The following is a 14,824-nucleotide window of genomic DNA, read 5'->3' as shown; positions in this document are numbered from 1 at the left end:
TGGTCACTTCGTGGTCGGTCCGGACGGACCGGGGCCAGTCGTAGATCGACTGCTGTTGGTAACGTTACCAACGAATTGGTAGCGTTACCATAGGACAGGACAAGAACTTTTTCGACCCGAGGGGGAGCCATGGTGACGCTCAACGACGTGGCGGAGCGTGCGGGCCTATCGCCGATGACGGCCTCGAGGGTCTTCTCCGGGCGGGGCACCGTGTCGGCGCGATCGCGCGAGAGAGTCCTCACGGCGGCCGCCGAACTCGGCTACGTCCCCAACGAAGCCGCCCGAAGCCTGCGCGTCGCGCGGAGCAATCTCGTCTCACTCGTCGTGGCCGATATCGGCAACGCGTTCTTCGCCCAGTTCGCCAAGCACGCCGAGAAGGCTCTGACGCGGGCCGGCTACCGGGTGATGATCGCCTCGAGCGACGAGGACCAGGCGGTCGAGGCCGACCTGCTCCAGGGGGTCGCGCAGATGCGGGCGGACGGGCTCATCATCATCCCGACGCCGCACAACGGCGGAGCGCTCGAGCAGATGCGCCGTGCGGGGATGGCAATGGTGCAGGTCGACCGCGTGGCGCCAGGGCTCGACGCGCCGGCGATCCTGCTCGACAACGAGGGCGCGACAGCCGAGATCGTCGCCCACCTGTGCGACCACGGGTATCGGCGGATCGTGTTCATCAGCGGTCCACAATCCCTGACGACCGGCGCGGAGCGGGTCGCGGGGGCCTTGCGGGCGGCAGCCGACTCGGTCGATTCACCCGGCTCGGCCGGTCGGGGGGACTCCGCCGGTTCGGCTGCGCTCGATCTGCGCGTGGTCGAGGCGGAGTCGTTCCTGCATGAGCCGGCGGTCGCCGTCGTGCGCCGGGCGCTCACGCTGCACCCGGACGCGATCATCGCGGGCAACAACGTTGTGCTCGAGGCGTGCGTCGACGTCCTGGCTTCCGACGGCATCGCCATCCCGGACGATGTCGGGCTCGCCGGCGTCGACGATCTCCCCTGGATGGCTTGGGTCCGCCCCTCGCTCACCGCCGCGCGCCAACCCGTGGAGGAGATGGCGCGGGCGGCGGCCGACGTGTTGCTGGCCCAGCTGTCGGCCGATGCCGGCGACACGCAGGCGCGTCCGCCGGGCGATCGGGGGTCGGTCGTGAGGCTGCCCGCCGAGCTCATGTGTCGCGACTCGACCGCGCAGCGACCCACCGCACCACCCACGATCGACGGTGCCGCCGTCGAGCCGATCGCCGACCACCCCACCGAGAGGACCCAGTCATGACGACGAGCCGCTGGGAGCGCATCACGAGCCGACCCGACCTGCTCGGAAGCCCGGCGCAGCTCGCGCGTCTCGACCACCTCGAGTGGACGGACGGGCCGGAGCGAGGTGCGCGACTGCTGCGGCTGGTCACCGGTGGCGGTCTCGAGGTCGACCTCCTGCCCGACCGTGCCTTCGACGTCGGTCGGATCGTCGTGGGTGGGATCCCGCTGGCGTGGACGTCGCCGACCGGCTTCGCCGCCCCGGGCCTTGCCGAGCGTGATGGCTTCGGCTGGCTGCGGACCTTCGGCGGGGGACTGCTGGCCACATGCGGCATGGACACCTTCGGCGATCCCAGCGTCGGGGCCGACGGCACGCGCTACCCGCAGCACGGACGGTTCGGCACCCAGCCGGGGCGCCTCCTGCGTGCCGACATCGTGGCCACACCGGAGGGTGACGAGATCGTCGTCGAGGCGGAGATCGTCCAGGCCGCGGTCCACGGAGATCACCTCGCGGTACGCCGCACGATCCGGGCGCCGGTCGGGTCACGCGAGCTCTCCCTCGTCGACGTCGTCGAGAACCGGTCCGACCTCCCGCAGCCGCACATGGTCCTCTACCACGTCAACCTCGGCTGGCCGCTGCTCGGGCCGAGCGCTCGGGTCGAGTCACCCGACGCCCGGGTAGCGGCAGCCAACGCCGAGGCCCGCGCTGCCCAGGAAGACTGGAACGCTCTCGCCGAACCGTCGTCCACGGCCGGAAGCCTCGTCTACCTGCACACGCTGCCCGATGGTGCGCAGGTCGAGGTGGCGGCGCACAATCCCGACACCGAGGCCCGGCTGACCCTGCGATTCGACACGGGCGAGCTGCCGTGGATGCACAGCTGGAAGGTGTTGCGCCACCGGCAGTACGTGCTCGGCATCGAGCCGTCGAACTGTCCGACGATGACGGGCCGGGCCGACGCCGACGCGCTCGGCACGCTGCCGGTCCTGGCCCCGGGCGAGCGGCGGCGCTACGCACTGCACTTCTCCATGGAGGCTTGACCCAGCCGCTCAGTTCACGCGGAACTCGTTGCCCTCGGGGTCGGTCTTGACGTGCCGCGTGTGCCGGCCCTCGCTGCCCGACGCCAGGCAGGTGGCGCCGCAGGCGCCGAGGCGGTCGCATGACGTCCCGGTCGTCGAGGTGGAGGTAACCCGTGGTCTTGGCATGCGCTCCCGGAGGGACGTTTCCCGGCCGCGGGCGCCCGCGGAGCGCGACCTGGTGGCGAACGACGTACATGAACGAGATCGGCCGGCGGGGGCGCGGCGCTGACCTGGGACGATCCGGAGCGGATGGTGGTGTGATGCGGTTGATGTACGTCGTTCGCCACCAGGAGGGGGCCGGTCTGCGTCAGGAGAGCCGAGGGATGACGAGCGGGGTGTGCGACTCGGGGTCGTCGATGATGCGGCAGCGCAGGCCGAAGGTGTGTTCGACGAGTTCGGCGGTCAGGATGTCGCTCGGATGGCCGGTGGCTACGACCGAGCCGTCCTTCATGGCGATGAGGTGGTCGGCGTAACGGGCCGCGTGGTTGAGGTCGTGCAGCACCGCGACGAGGGTGCGGCCGGAGTCCCGGTTCAGGCGTCGCAGCAGATCGAGCAGCTCGATCTGGTGGGCAATGTCGAGGTAGGTCGTCGGCTCGTCGAGCAGGATGAGGTCGGTCTCCTGGGCGAGCACCATCGACACCCAGACCCGCTGGCGCTGACCGCCGGAGAGCTCGTCGACGAGGCGATTGGCCAGGTCGGTGACGCCGGTTGCGGCCATCGCGCTCGACACCGCCTCCGCGTCGGCCGGTGACCACTGGCGCAGCAGCGATTGGTGCGGGAAGCGGCCGCGGGCCACCAGGTCGGCGACCGTGATCCCATCGGGCGCCTGGGCCGATTGCGGCAGCAGCCCCAGCCGCCGGGCCACCGACTTGGCGGGATAACTGTTGATGTCGGCGCCGTCGAGCACGACCGATCCGGCGGCGGGTCGCAGTAGCCGGGACATCGCCCGCAAGAGTGTGGATTTGCCGCAGGCGTTGGGTCCGATGATCGCCGTGAACGCCCGGTCGGGCACCGGCACGCTGAGGTCGGTGGAGATCGTGCGCTTGTCGTAGGCGAGGGTCACCCCCTCGACGTGCAGGCGCGGTGTCGTTGCGGGCGAACGACGCTCATTGTTCACGGCATCAGTCACGGCATCGATCCCAGCATCGGTCACGGAGTCGGTCACGGAGTCGGTCATCGGCGGGCCTCTCGGATGAGCAACCAGATCAGGTAGATGCCCCCGGCGCTGACGGTCATCACTCCGACGGGCACCTGGGTCGGCGCGAAGGCGCGCTGTGCCGCGAGGTCGGCCGCGACGAGCAGCGCGGCGCCCATGCAGGCGGCCGGCAGGATCGCCATGCCCGCGCTGCGGGTCAGCCGGATCGCCAACTGGGGGGCGGCGAGCGAGACGAAGGCGATGGGGCCGGCGACCGCTGTGGCTCCGGCCGTCAGCGTCACCGACAGCACGAGCAGAGCCAGCCGGGTGCGCTCGACCCGCACCCCGAGCGCCAGTGCCGCGTCGTCGCCCAGCTCGAGCATCCGCATATGGCCGGCGGCCAGCGCGGTCAGGGCGAGCACCGGGAGCAGCACCGCGATGGCCGGGACGGCTTGCTCCCAGCGGACCCCGTTGAGGGATCCCGCGCCCCACACCGCCGCCGACATCGCGGTCTCGAGGTCGGCGCGCAGGATGATCCAGTGGTTGACCGCGGTCAGGGTCGCCCCCACGCCGATGCCGACGATGATGAGCCGCAGCCCCGCCGCCCCGCCGCCGCGTCCCGCGAGCAGGTAGACGGCCAGGGTCGTGACCAGGCCGCCGACCAGCGCCCCGCCCGCGACGAGCGCGAACGATCCGCCGAGCAGCACGATGACCACGAGCGCTCCCGTGTAGGCGCCGGTGTTGAGCCCGACGATGTCGGGGCTGCCCAGGGGGTTGTTGGTCAGGCTCTGGAAGACCGCGCCGCTCGCGCCGAGCGCGGCGCCGAAGACGATGGCCGTGACGACCCGCGGCAGCCGCCACTGCAACACGACGGTCTGGGCCAGCTCGGTCTCCGTGCCCGTCAGGGCCCCCACGACCTGGCGGATCGTCAGCGGGAACTCGCCGCCCGCCAGCGCGACGACACCCGTGCCGCACGCGATCGCCAGCAGCACCACGCACACCCACGTCGAGCGCCGGTCGACCCGCACCGCGAGACGGCCGAGTCGGGCGACCTGGGGTGAGTAGACGGGGGTGGGCGCGGCCGTCTGCGCGGCGCTCACAGCGCGATCACCCGGCGCCGCCGCGCGATGGCGATGAGGAAGGGTGCGCCGACGAAGGCGGTGACGACGCCGGCCTGCATCTCGCCCGGCACGGCGACGCGCCCCAGGACGTCGGCCGAGAGCAGCAGGATCGGCGCCAGCACGATCGTGAAGACGACGATCCACCGCTGATCCGGCCCGCACAGGCGGCGCGCGACGTGGGGGATCATGAGGCCGACGAAGGCGATGGCACCTGTGGCGGCGGTCGCTGCCCCCGCGAGCAGGGTGATTGCCACGACCGAACACAACCGCGTGGCCAGAACGCTCGAGCCGAGTGCCTGCGCGACATCCTCGCCCATCGCGAGGGCGTCGAGCCCGCGGCTGGCGACTGCCGCGAGCACGAGGCCGGTGAGCACGAACGGCGCGATGGTCATCAACGGCTCCAGGCTGCGGACATCCAGGCTGCCGACGTTCCAGGCGCGCATGTGGGCGAAGGCCTCCGGCCGTAGCAGCGCGATGCCCGAGCCGATGCCGGTCAGGACCGCCCCGAGCGCGACCCCGGCAAGAGTGAGCCGCATCGGGTTGACGTCGCGCCGGCCTCCGGTGCCGATGAGGTACACCGCGACCGAGGAGACGAAAGCACCGGCGAAGGCGAACCACACATAGCCGGAGATGGAGGCGACACCGAGAAAGCCGACGGCGATGACGACGAAGAAGGCGGCGCCGGCGTTGACGCCGAGCACCCCGGGGTCGGCGAGCGGATTGCGTGTCAGGCCCTGGATCAGCGCGCCGGCCACGCCGAGCGCGACGCCCGCGACGATGCCGAGCAGGGTGCGGGGGATGCGCCCGTCCCAGATCGTCGCGTGCTCGGGCGTGGGACGCGGGTCGACCAATGCCTCCCAGACGGTGGCCGGCGGGATCGTCCGCGCCCCGACCGCGAGGCTGAGTACGACGACGATCGCGAGCATGACCAAGCACGCCGCGAGGGTGAGGAGACGGGAACGAGCCCGGGACCGCGAGTGCACGCAGGTTAGGTTAACCTAACCTGCCATGACCTCACTCGGCCGCGTGCCCACCGCCTCCGCTACCTCCGCTCGTGCCTCTTCCCGCGGGCGTTTTCCGCTCGTGTGCGCGAGCGTCGCTCTGGTCGTTGCGGCGGCCGGTTGCGGTGCTCCGTCCGAGCAGGCGGCCGGTGGCGGTAACGCTCCGGGCAACGCCGAGGTTGCCGTCGGCGGGAGCCAGTTCGGCGCCGCGGACGCGGCAACGGCGGCGCTGGGCTCCGACGCGGCCGACGGGGTTTTCCCGCGCACGGTCAAGCACGCGAACGGGTCGACCGAGATCGCGGCCCAGCCCAAGCGCGTCGTCGTGCTCGACACCGGGGAGATGGACGCCGTGATTTCGCTGGGGGTCACCCCGGTCGGCATCCCCACCATGGCGGGGGCCAACAGCGTGCCCTCTTACCTCAAGGACAAGGTTGCGGACGCCAAGCAGGTCGGAGCGGTCTCCGAGCTCAACCTCGAGGCCATCGCCGCACTCAAGCCGGACCTCATCCTCGGTAGCCAGTTGCGCGCCGACAAGGTCTACACGCAGCTCTCGGCGATCGCGCCAACCGTCTTTGCGATCCGTCCCGGCTTTCCGTGGAAGGAGAACTTCGCGCTCGTCGGGGACTCTCTGGGCATGGAGGCACAGGCCAGGCAGGTCATGTCGAGCTACGAGCAGAAGGTCACGGCCCTGAACGAATCCGTGGAGGGTGACCCGACGATCTCCCTGGTGCGCTTCATGCCGGGCAAGCTGCGGCTCTACGCCAACAAGTCGCTCATCGGCGTCATCCTCAAGGATGCGGGGCTCAAGCGGCCGGCGAACCAGGACGTCGACGACCTCGCCGTCGAGATCTCGCCCGAGAACATCTCCCAGGCCGACGCCGACGTCATCTTCTACTCCAGCTACGGCGAGCCCGACGCGACCGGCGAGACGAGCGTCATCAACGGCACCCAGTGGCAGCAGATGTCGGCGGTCAAGGCCGGCAACGCCCACCGCGTCGACGACGACGTGTGGTTCCTCGGCCTCGGGCCGACCGGAGCCGGGATCATCGTCGACCAACTCGGGGGCTTCCTGGCCAAGAAGTAGGTGCCGGGCCGCCACGGCTCGACGGTCCGGCCGCCGCCAGCGTCGGCTACGCATTCATCGCCGTCGACGTGCGGCGGGTGCGACGCATTCGCAAAAACGGTTACTGGCTAGCCGAAAATGCGGCTGGTCAGTAACCTTATCCACATGCCAGAACGCGAGTACCTCCCTCGTCATCTCGACGTGGCGCTCGCTCAGGCTTTGAGTGCGGCACCGGTCGTGATCGTCGACGGACCTCGTGGAGCTGGCAAGACAACCTCCGGGCGACGGCTAGCCGCTTCGGTGGTCATGTTGCCCCGAGACCTCGAGCCGCTGCGCATCGATGCCGACGGCTACCTGCGGTCGTTGCCTGCCCCGGTGCTTCTCGATGAGTGGCAGCTGGCGGGCACGGAGCTGCTGTGGGCGGTCAAGCGCATCGTCGACGACGACCCCGCACCCGGGCGTTTTCTCCTCACCGGAAGTGTCGAACCAGCCCATTACGGACCGACATACCCCCTGACGGGGCGAGCCGTTCGACTCGTCATGCGCCCGATGACGGTGGCCGAACTCGCCGGGCGCGGCGAGCAGCCCACGTTCTTGGCTCGCATCATCGCCGGCGACCTGCCCGCAGCGACCGGCGGGCGAACGACGCAGTTCGAACTGGACGACCTCACCCGCCCTGGCTTTCCGGCCGCTCGTCAGCTGCCCGACGCGGACCTCTTTCTCGATGCCTACGCCTCCCTCGTTGCGCAGCGGGCCGGCGATGAGGGGCGTGATGCCACCCGGCTCCTACGCACGATGCGGGCGTTGGCCGTACTGTCGGCCCAGGCTGTTCCCGACCAGCGCATCTGGGATGCGGCCGACATCAACAAGGCGACCTGGAAGCAGTACGACGACCTGCTGGTGCGGGTGCACCTGTCGGTTCCGAGTGCGGCCTTCGAGAGCAATCGACTCAAGAGGCTCACGAGCTATCCAAAGCGCTACTTGTGCGATACCGCGCTCGCATTGACCCTGGCTGAACTCGACGGGGCGGCTCTGCAATCCGATCTCTCGTTGGCTGGTCGCTTCGTCGAGTCCTTCGTCATGCAACAGCTTCGACCCCAGGTCGACCAGGTCGGCGGCACGATGCTGCATCTGCGCACTGGCGCCGGGGAGCGCGAAGTGGATGCGGTGATAGAGGTGGGTCGCTCGGTGTTGGGGGTCGAGGTGAGGCTCGGCACCCGTCCCACGACCCATGACGCCGGCCAGCTCCGGTGGCTGCGGGATCAGCTGGGCCACCGCTTCGCGCAGGGTCTGGTCGTGCACACGGGTGCCGACACCTATCCCTTGGGTGAGCGCCTCTGGGCCGTACCCCTGGACGTGGTGACGGGGCGCCTGTGACGCGTCGGTGCAGAGTGCTTCAACGGGCGGCGGCAAGCTCGGAGGCTTCCTGGTCAAGAAGTAGCGGCACCCGTCGGCATACTGGCCTGATGCTCCCCGTACAGCGGTTTTCCCGGCGCACCCTGCTCGCTGGAGTCGGTGCGACCGCCGCGCTCAGTGCCTGTTCCACGCCGACGTCCGGCTCGGCCGATGCCGAGTCCGGCGTCGCCACCGCCGGGGGCGGCGCGGTGAGCCCTTTGGTCGGGCTGCGGATGCCCGACGAGGGGGAGAAGCACACCGCGACCTGGATGGCGTTCGCAGCGTCCCCCGAGATCTGGGGGCGCGACCTGAGCGAGCCGGTGCTGGAGTCACTAGCCCTCATCTCCGCGACGATCGTCGACTTCGAGCCGGTCCGGATTCTCGTGCCGTCCCGCTTTCGCTCGCAGGCCGGTCGGCTGCTCGACAAGCGGGTGGAGATCATCTATCACGAGGCCGACGACCTGTGGATGCGGGACACGGGCCCGACCTTCGTGCAGTCGGCACAGGCGCCGGGCCTACGCGGCATCGACTTCAACTTCAACGGATGGGGCGGCAAGCAAGCGCACGACCTCGACGCGAAGGTCGCCGCGGCAGTCTGCGCGGCGGCCAGTGTGCCGCGTGAGCGCACCGAACTCGTCATCGAGGGCGGCGCGCTCGAGGTCGACGGGGCCGGCACCGCGATCATCACGCGCAGCTGCGTGCTCAACGACAATCGCAACCCCGGCTGGACCCAAGAGCAGGTCGAGGCCGAGCTCGCCAAGCTGCTCGGCCTGCGCAAGATCATCTGGCTGCCCGGGATCGCCGGTCGCGATATCACCGACGGGCACACCGACTTCTACGCGCGGTTCGCTGGTCCGGGCGTCGTCGTGGCCGGGCGGGACGACGACCCCGAGTCCTTCGACTACGAGGTGACCCGCACGCATCTGGAGATTCTCAACGAGGCGACCGACGCCGACGGCAAGCCGCTGCGGATCGAGGTGCTCCCGGCGCCCGTCGACATCCGGGAGGAGTACGCCGGCGACGACTTCGCGGCCGGCTACATCAACTTCTACGTGTGCAACGGGGCGGTGATCGCGCCCCAGTTCGGCGACGCCAAGGCCGACGGCAGGGCGCGCGAGCTGCTCACCGAACTCTCTTTCCCGGGCGTGAGGTCGTGCAACTCGATATCGACCCGATCGCCGCGGGTGGGGGCGGCATCCACTGCACCACCTAGCAGCAGCCCGAGCCGGCATGAGCGTGCGGCGCGAGGACGACGCGGAGGCCGAACCCGCAGAGCGGCGGCCGTTCCACGGTGAGGTGAAGGACTACCGGCAGCCGCTGGTCACCTCGCTGGGCATCATCCTCGGCTTCATGCTCAACTTCCTCGCCGGGTGGTCGAACGCGACCGAAGACGGAGTCGTGCTCGAAAGCCGCGCCGATGCCCTGCTGGCCGCGACGATCGCGGTCTCGGGCGGCATGCTGATCGTTGTGCTCTGGCGCATGCTCAGCCCCTACGCCGGCGCCGCGGACGAGCGGGCCCACTACGCGACGACGGCTCGGCTCTACTTGCTGGCCGTCTCCATCTCCCTGGTCGGCTTTCTTCTCTCGATCCTCATCTGAGCTTGTCCGCGAAGAACGACTCGAGGCGGTCGAACGGGATGAGGTCGGTGCGGTCGTAGAGGTCGACGTGCCGCGCGCCCGGCACGACGACGAGCTCAGCGCGGCCACCGCTCTTGGCGTGCACGTCCTCGCTGAGGTAGCGCGAGTGCGCGATGTCGCCGGTGATGAGCAGGATCGGCCGGGGCGCGATGTCCTCGATGTTCGCCAGCGATCCGACATTGATGTGGGAGCCGAAGCTGCTCAGGGTGAAGGCGCCGATCGAGCGGGGGTGCCAGCCGCGGCCCTGGTCCTGCACGTAGTAGTCGAAGAACTCCGAGGTGATCGGGTCGAGCCCCTCGGGCTTGGTCGCCGGGAACGTCGGCTGCAGCACCGGCTCGCCCGCGTCGACGTCGGCCCACCGCTGCGCCGAGTAGTCGGCGAGCGTCGCGCGGCGGCTCTCGTCCGTCGCGCCGTGCTCCCAGCCCTCGCGCATGACGCCCGAGATGTCGTACATCGCGCTCGTCGCGACCGCCTTGATCCGCTGGTCGATCGACGCGGCCGACAGCGCGAAACCGCCGCTGCCGCAGATGCCGATCGCGCCGATCCGCTCGCGGTCGACGAAATCCAGGGCGCCGAGGTGGTCGACACCCGCCGAGAAGTCCTCGGCGAAGATCTCCGGCGACGTCACGTGGCGGGGCTCGCCTCCGGACTCACCGTTGTAGGAGGGGTCGAACGCCAGCGCGACGAGACCACGCTGGGCGAGCTCGCTCGCGTAGACGCCAGGCCCCTGCTCCTTGACGCCGCCGTGCGGAGGACCGATGACGAGCGCCGGATGGCGGACGCTGCGGTCCAGGTCGGCGGCGGTGTAGAGATCGCCGGCCAGCTCGATGCCGTAGCGGTTCCGGTAGCGGACCGGTCGGCGCTCGACGCCGTCGGGGAGGGCGAAGGTGTATCCGTCGGGGTGCAGCATGGTGTTCTTCCTTGTCGTTCGAAGGTCGTTCGAGGGTCGTGTCGAAGGTGTGGGGGGCGTCCGTCGGGCCGACGTCTCGCAGGTGCCTAGAGCCTGCGGGGCTCAGGTGCGTAGGTGCAGAAGGCCGTCGGGTCAGGTGCGTAGCTCGTCGGCCAAGGCCTCGGCCTGCCGTGCGAGGTCGAGCGCGAGGGCTTGGTCGTCGTCGCGCATCGCCTCCCAGAACGCGACCTTGATCGCGAGGTAGCGACGCGTGGCGGCCAGACGCCGCTCCTCGTGCCTCAGGTGCGTGTCCTGCCCGCGCAGGAGCCGGATCTGGGCGTCGGCCGACTCCGCGCCGGCGCGGCCGTTGGCGACATACTCACGCATCTGCTCCAGCGGCATCCCGGTCGCCGAGAGGCAGGCCGTCGCGACGAGCGCGTCGAGGTCGGCCTCGGAGTAGACCCGGTGGCCGCTGGACTCGCCGCGGGCGATCGGCGGCGTGAGGCCGATCGACTCGTAGTAGCGCAGCGTGCTCGCCGGGAGTCCGGTGAGCGCGGCGACCTCCTTGATCGTGTAGGTGCGCGGTGGCGAGCTCATGGAACATGAGGCTAGGGAACTTCGAGTGCTCGAAGTCAACAGCGAGCCGCGGGTTGCCAGGATGAGCCCATGGAACTCACCGACTTCCGCGCCCTCGTCGACAGCCGTACCACCTTGGAGGCCGGGACCGACGCTCACCGGTTCATGTTCGAGTCCTCGCAGCGGGCCCTGGGCATCACCGCCCGACTCAACGCCGCCCACGCGCCGGAGGAGATCCGTTCCCTCCTGAGCGAACTCACGGGCCAGGACCTCCCCGAGTCGGTCAACCTCTTCCCGCCCTTCTACAGCGAGTTCGGGCGCAACACCCACCTCGGCGAGGGCGTCTTCATCAACATGGGTTGCATGTTCCAGGACGCCGGCGGCATCTGGATCGGCGACCGCTCCCTCATCGGCCACAGTGCGGTCCTCACGACGCTCAACCACAGCACCGATCCGCAGCACCGCGGCGACATGATCCCGGCCCCGATCCGCATCGGCGCCGACGTCTGGCTCGGCGCCCGCGTCACCGTCGTGCCCGGCGTGACGATCGGCGACGGCGCGATCGTCGGCGCCGGCTCGGTCGTCACCAAGGACGTCCCGGCGCGGTCCGTCGCCGTGGGCGTGCCGGCGCGGGTCATCCGCGAAGTGTGAGGCTCGTAGCTAGATCGACCCGTATCCGAAGTGATACGAGCGTAGTAGGGGGATGGAGAGCCGGCGCCACTGGTCGACGGCGGTGCATGCGTGCGCCGGGTTGACCGACGCGTTGCTCGCCCTGGTGGAGGAAGAAGACGTGAGCACGTCGATCTGCGACGTCGACGTCGGACCTTGGAGTTCCGGTTGCGGAACGGTGACGTAGGGACTTGCGAAAAGGTATAGTAGAGAACTGCGAAACGGTATAGTTGCGCACGTGGGCTATCTGTCGCGTCTGATCGATCGCGACTTGGACGAGCTTCTCCCAGGATTGCCCGCGATCGCTCTGGATGGCCCCAAGGGCGTGGGCAAGACGGAGACGTCAGCCCGCCGTGCCGGCTCGGTCGTCAGGCTTGATGATCCTGACGTCGCCTTGATCGCCCGCCCCGATCCCACGTTGGTCATCAAGGGTCCGCGCCCGGTGCTCCTTGACGAGTGGCAACACGTTCCTGCCGTGTGGGATGCCGTTCGGCGCGCAGTCGATGCTGGTGCTGGGAGTGGGAGCTTCCTCCTCACAGGCAGCGCCAGTCCGGCTGCGCACGGGCCGGTGCATTCGGCGGCAGGCCGGATAGCGTCCCTGAGAATGCGGCCCATGATCGTGTCGGAGCGAAGCGGGGCTGCGTCGCCGACGGTCAGCCTGAGTGACATGATCGAAGGGCGGGCGGAGCTGGGTGGCGAGAGTCAACTCAGGCTGACCGACTACGTCGAAGAGATTGTCGCTTCCGGGTTCCCCGCAATCCGCGGGTTGCCACCTCGGGCCCGTCGAGTGCAACTCGACGGCTATCTCACCCGACTGTTCGAACGCGATCTGCCCGAGGCGACGGGGGTCACTGCGCGGCGGCCGGCGAGTCTGCGTGCCTGGCTGTCGGCCTACGCCGCCGCTACGTCCACGACCGCAAGCCTCGAAGCGATCAGGGCTGCCGCGACCCCGGGGGCGGCGGACCCGCCATCCAAAGTCACCACCCTGCGCTACCGGGACTGGCTCACATCGATGTGGCTGCTCGATCCGGTGCCCGCTTGGCGACCGCCCGGCGCGCCCCTGCGTCGCCTCATCGCGGCGCCCAAGCACCATGTGGCTGATCCAGCGTTGGCGGCGCGGCTTCTCGGAGTCGGCGCCCGTGACTTGCGCGATGGTCAGGGGCGCACGATCCTCGGCCAGGGGCCTCTCCTCGGGGCGCTCTTCGAGAGTTTGTGTGCGATGTCGGTGCGTGTCATCGCACAGAGCCTCGATGCGCGGGTGTCACATCTGCGCACCCAACGGGGTGAGCGGGAGGTCGACCTGATCGTCGAGGGGGATGGCGGGCGAGTCGTCGGGATCGAGGTCAAACTGACGGCGACGGTCGATGCTGCTGATGTCAAGAACCTGCACTGGCTGCGATCCGAGTTGGGGGCACAGGTCCGCGATCTTGTCGTCCTTACCACCGGCTCTCAGGCGTATCGCCGGGCCGACGGTGTGGCCGTCGTGCCGCTCGCGCTGCTTGGGCCATGAAGCGACGGCCGATCGCCTCAGCGGCGGTCTTGCGGGCCGGGGTGTCCCGCGGGCCCGCAGAGCTTGGCGGCCTCGGCGCTGATCTGGGCTTCGGTGGGCCCACAGTTGCGCAGCGACACGGCGTGCCAGGCCAGGGCGATGCCCCAGCCGAGCATGGGCCACATCGGCCAGAAGTACTCGGCGCCACTGAACAGCCACACCGCGACGAGCATCCCGCTCATCACGACGTAGCTGGACAGGTGCCGCTTGAAGTTCGCCCCGGCCTCCAGCCGCTCCATCGCGCACTTGCGCAGTTGCGGGTCGGCTTCGTCGCGGCCGCGGTAGGGCTGAATCATCGCCTGCTCGGTCATCGCTTGCTCCTTGGTTGTGGTTCCTGACTTGTCCACGAACCTACGGATCACGGCGCCGACTCACCCATGACATCTGCCACGGTCCGCCCGCCACATCCGCCACGGGTCACGGCCGCGAGCCAGAGACGAGCTACGTGGTCGGGTGATAGGTGGCGTAGTCGGCTAGTTCGCGGGCCATGTTGGCCAGGGCCGCGGCTTCCCAGGAGGCCGCGGTGCCGGTGGCGTACAGGGGGCCGCGGCCGATGAAGTAGCGCAGCACCTGCTGGCGGCCGGTGATGAAGTTGGGCCGGGACACGTGGGCGTATTCGCGGCGGATCTGCCGCACGTACTCGCGGTATCGCGGGGGAGGCGCCGAGAGCACCCACAGGTCGGCGTCCATGAGGCAGGCGGCGGTGCGGTCGCCCGGCTCCACAGCGTGCTCGACGGTTGCCTCGACGAGGTGCGCGACGCGCTCGATGAGCTCGGTCGATTCGCCGGCCGCGCGCAGCTCGGCGCGGGCGATGGCGGCGCTGAGCGCCTCGTTGTCGTCGGCCCGCGGATCGTAGACGCTGTCGTGAAACCACAGCGCCAGGCGCGCGGCCTTGGCCTCCGAACCGCCGACCGCCTCGGCCTCGAGCAGCCGCTCCAACGCACCCCACGCCTCCGTCAGGTGCCGCCGGTTGTGATAGGCGCGCTGCGGCTCGTCGTACCTCGCCAGCAGGGCGTCACTGGCCAGCCCAAGATCGCGGCGGACAGCGACGAGCAACTCGTCGCGCGGCGGCAACTCGTCCGCCGGCGTGTCCAGAATCCCGGAGACGTCCCAGCCGGCGTGATACAGCAGCTCGGCGACCCGCTGGATCTCATCCTCCGAGGGCAGCTGGTCGGTCTTCTTCAGGTAGCCGGCGGCGAGGTCGAAGCGGTCCGCCGGCACGAGCCCGTCGACGACCAGCTCCGACCCGAGGTCGCGAGCGTCCTCGTCGGAGAGACGACGGGAGAGCAGAGCGAACAGCGGGAGGAAATCGCGCTCCGGGATTCCTTGCGGGTACCCCACGCGCAACCAGTTGAGGATGCGGCTCAGTCCGGCCATCAGCGGGCTCCTGTCCCCGGTCGGTTCTCCGGGCGCGACGCTGCGGCGGGCCCGGCTGGAGTCGGGCTCCATACCGTCGACTTTGCCATG

The 14,824-nt window shown here is 69.8% G+C and carries 15 protein-coding genes and 1 pseudogene; 9 read left to right on the top strand and 7 right to left on the bottom strand.

Features of this window, described 5'->3' with window-relative positions; genetic code table 11:
* Nucleotides 1–129 precede the first annotated feature (129 nt).
* Both KILIM_RS08020 and KILIM_RS08015 read left to right on the top strand, forming a co-directional pair.
* Nucleotides 130–1,266, top strand: a complete 1,137-nt coding sequence (locus tag KILIM_RS08020; RefSeq protein ID WP_006592156.1) for a LacI family DNA-binding transcriptional regulator — start codon at nucleotides 130–132, stop codon at nucleotides 1,264–1,266.
* Nucleotides 1,263–2,282: a DUF4432 family protein gene (locus tag KILIM_RS08015; RefSeq protein WP_051988699.1), complete on the top strand. Its 1,020-nt coding sequence runs from the start codon at nucleotides 1,263–1,265 to the stop codon at nucleotides 2,280–2,282. Before KILIM_RS08020 ends, KILIM_RS08015 begins: the two co-directional genes overlap by 4 nt.
* A 346-nt stretch (nucleotides 2,283–2,628) precedes the next feature.
* Here KILIM_RS08015 and KILIM_RS08010 read toward each other — a convergent pair whose 3' ends face one another.
* Genes KILIM_RS08010 through KILIM_RS08000 form a run of 3 tightly spaced genes read right to left on the bottom strand, consistent with a single transcriptional unit; the run spans nucleotide 2,629 to nucleotide 5,560 of the window.
* Nucleotides 2,629–3,498 (bottom strand): ABC transporter ATP-binding protein, encoded by an 870-nt coding sequence (locus tag KILIM_RS08010; RefSeq protein WP_006592154.1) that lies wholly within the window; start codon nucleotides 3,496–3,498, stop codon nucleotides 2,629–2,631.
* Nucleotides 3,495–4,556 (bottom strand): FecCD family ABC transporter permease, encoded by a 1,062-nt coding sequence (locus KILIM_RS08005; protein WP_006592153.1) that lies wholly within the window; start codon nucleotides 4,554–4,556, stop codon nucleotides 3,495–3,497. The genes KILIM_RS08010 and KILIM_RS08005 overlap by 4 nt, the downstream gene beginning before the upstream one ends.
* The gene (locus KILIM_RS08000; RefSeq protein WP_051988698.1) at nucleotides 4,553–5,560 is read right to left on the bottom strand and encodes an iron chelate uptake ABC transporter family permease subunit; all 1,008 of its coding nucleotides are present in this window, start codon (nucleotides 5,558–5,560) and stop codon (nucleotides 4,553–4,555) included. The genes KILIM_RS08005 and KILIM_RS08000 overlap by 4 nt, the downstream gene beginning before the upstream one ends.
* 25 nt (nucleotides 5,561–5,585) lie before the next feature.
* Between KILIM_RS08000 and KILIM_RS07995 the strand changes: the two genes are divergently transcribed.
* From KILIM_RS07995 to KILIM_RS07980, 5 genes and pseudogenes are all read left to right on the top strand, one after another.
* Nucleotides 5,586–6,662: an ABC transporter substrate-binding protein gene (locus KILIM_RS07995; protein WP_006592151.1), complete on the top strand. Its 1,077-nt coding sequence runs from the start codon at nucleotides 5,586–5,588 to the stop codon at nucleotides 6,660–6,662.
* A gap of 144 nt (nucleotides 6,663–6,806) precedes the next feature.
* Nucleotides 6,807–8,018 (top strand): ATP-binding protein, encoded by a 1,212-nt coding sequence (locus KILIM_RS07990; protein ID WP_040562649.1) that lies wholly within the window; start codon nucleotides 6,807–6,809, stop codon nucleotides 8,016–8,018.
* Between the two features lie 89 nt (nucleotides 8,019–8,107).
* Nucleotides 8,108–9,109 (top strand): annotated as a pseudogene (locus tag KILIM_RS07985) (agmatine deiminase family protein); the annotation flags it as partial.
* The gene (locus tag KILIM_RS25435) at nucleotides 9,091–9,249 is read left to right on the top strand and encodes an agmatine deiminase family protein (protein ID WP_373280988.1); all 159 of its coding nucleotides are present in this window, start codon (nucleotides 9,091–9,093) and stop codon (nucleotides 9,247–9,249) included. The pseudogene KILIM_RS07985 and the gene KILIM_RS25435, both read left to right, overlap by 19 nt.
* Before the next feature lie 17 nt (nucleotides 9,250–9,266).
* Complete coding sequence (locus KILIM_RS07980; RefSeq protein WP_040562647.1) at nucleotides 9,267–9,635, top strand: hypothetical protein; 369 nt, start codon at nucleotides 9,267–9,269, stop codon at nucleotides 9,633–9,635.
* Here the strand turns inward: KILIM_RS07980 and KILIM_RS07975 are convergent.
* A complete protein-coding gene (locus KILIM_RS07975; RefSeq protein ID WP_006592147.1) occupies nucleotides 9,628–10,584 on the bottom strand; it encodes an alpha/beta hydrolase in 957 nt (318 codons plus the stop codon). The two genes, KILIM_RS07980 and KILIM_RS07975, sit on opposite strands and share 8 nt — an antisense overlap.
* A 132-nt stretch (nucleotides 10,585–10,716) precedes the next feature.
* A complete protein-coding gene (locus KILIM_RS07970; RefSeq protein ID WP_006592146.1) occupies nucleotides 10,717–11,160 on the bottom strand; it encodes a MerR family transcriptional regulator in 444 nt (147 codons plus the stop codon).
* A gap of 69 nt (nucleotides 11,161–11,229) precedes the next feature.
* Between KILIM_RS07970 and KILIM_RS07965 the strand changes: the two genes are divergently transcribed.
* Nucleotides 11,230–11,790, top strand: a complete 561-nt coding sequence (locus KILIM_RS07965) for a sugar O-acetyltransferase (RefSeq protein WP_006592145.1) — start codon at nucleotides 11,230–11,232, stop codon at nucleotides 11,788–11,790.
* A gap of 256 nt (nucleotides 11,791–12,046) precedes the next feature.
* Nucleotides 12,047–13,318 (top strand): ATP-binding protein, encoded by a 1,272-nt coding sequence (locus KILIM_RS07960; protein WP_006592144.1) that lies wholly within the window; start codon nucleotides 12,047–12,049, stop codon nucleotides 13,316–13,318.
* Nucleotides 13,319–13,335: 17 nt separating this feature from the next.
* Here KILIM_RS07960 and KILIM_RS07955 read toward each other — a convergent pair whose 3' ends face one another.
* Together KILIM_RS07955 and KILIM_RS24615 are read right to left on the bottom strand one after the other, a co-directional pair.
* Nucleotides 13,336–13,668 carry a 2TM domain-containing protein gene (locus KILIM_RS07955; protein WP_006592143.1) on the bottom strand — a complete coding sequence of 111 codons (333 nt, stop codon included), beginning with the start codon at nucleotides 13,666–13,668 and terminating at the stop codon, nucleotides 13,336–13,338.
* Nucleotides 13,669–13,798: 130 nt separating this feature from the next.
* Nucleotides 13,799–14,734 (bottom strand): DUF3349 domain-containing protein, encoded by a 936-nt coding sequence (locus tag KILIM_RS24615; protein ID WP_051988696.1) that lies wholly within the window; start codon nucleotides 14,732–14,734, stop codon nucleotides 13,799–13,801.
* Nucleotides 14,735–14,824 lie beyond the last annotated feature (90 nt).

Origin of the sequence: Kineosphaera limosa NBRC 100340, assembly GCF_000298215.1 — a bacterium.
Taxonomy (GTDB): domain Bacteria; phylum Actinomycetota; class Actinomycetes; order Actinomycetales; family Dermatophilaceae; genus Kineosphaera; species Kineosphaera limosa.
The sequence above is the reverse complement of the archived record's forward strand: the minus strand, read 5'-3'. Positions and strand labels throughout refer to the sequence as shown.

Excerpts from the sequence above, each read along its gene's own strand:
- KILIM_RS08020 (WP_006592156.1), top strand. The coding sequence starts at position 130 with ATGGTGACGCTCAACGACGTGGCGGAGCGTGCGGGCCTATCGCCGATG.
- KILIM_RS08015 (WP_051988699.1), top strand. The coding sequence starts at position 1,263 with ATGACGACGAGCCGCTGGGAGCGCATCACGAGCCGACCCGACCTGCTC.
- KILIM_RS08010 (WP_006592154.1), bottom strand. The coding sequence starts at position 3,498 with ATGACCGACTCCGTGACCGACTCCGTGACCGATGCTGGGATCGATGCC.
- KILIM_RS07995 (WP_006592151.1), top strand. The coding sequence starts at position 5,586 with ATGACCTCACTCGGCCGCGTGCCCACCGCCTCCGCTACCTCCGCTCGT.
- KILIM_RS07990 (WP_040562649.1), top strand. The coding sequence starts at position 6,807 with ATGCCAGAACGCGAGTACCTCCCTCGTCATCTCGACGTGGCGCTCGCT.
- KILIM_RS07980 (WP_040562647.1), top strand. The coding sequence starts at position 9,267 with ATGAGCGTGCGGCGCGAGGACGACGCGGAGGCCGAACCCGCAGAGCGG.
- KILIM_RS07975 (WP_006592147.1), bottom strand. The coding sequence starts at position 10,584 with ATGCTGCACCCCGACGGATACACCTTCGCCCTCCCCGACGGCGTCGAG.
- KILIM_RS07970 (WP_006592146.1), bottom strand. The coding sequence starts at position 11,160 with ATGAGCTCGCCACCGCGCACCTACACGATCAAGGAGGTCGCCGCGCTC.
- KILIM_RS07965 (WP_006592145.1), top strand. The coding sequence starts at position 11,230 with ATGGAACTCACCGACTTCCGCGCCCTCGTCGACAGCCGTACCACCTTG.
- KILIM_RS07955 (WP_006592143.1), bottom strand. The coding sequence starts at position 13,668 with ATGACCGAGCAGGCGATGATTCAGCCCTACCGCGGCCGCGACGAAGCC.
- KILIM_RS24615 (WP_051988696.1), bottom strand. The coding sequence starts at position 14,734 with ATGGCCGGACTGAGCCGCATCCTCAACTGGTTGCGCGTGGGGTACCCG.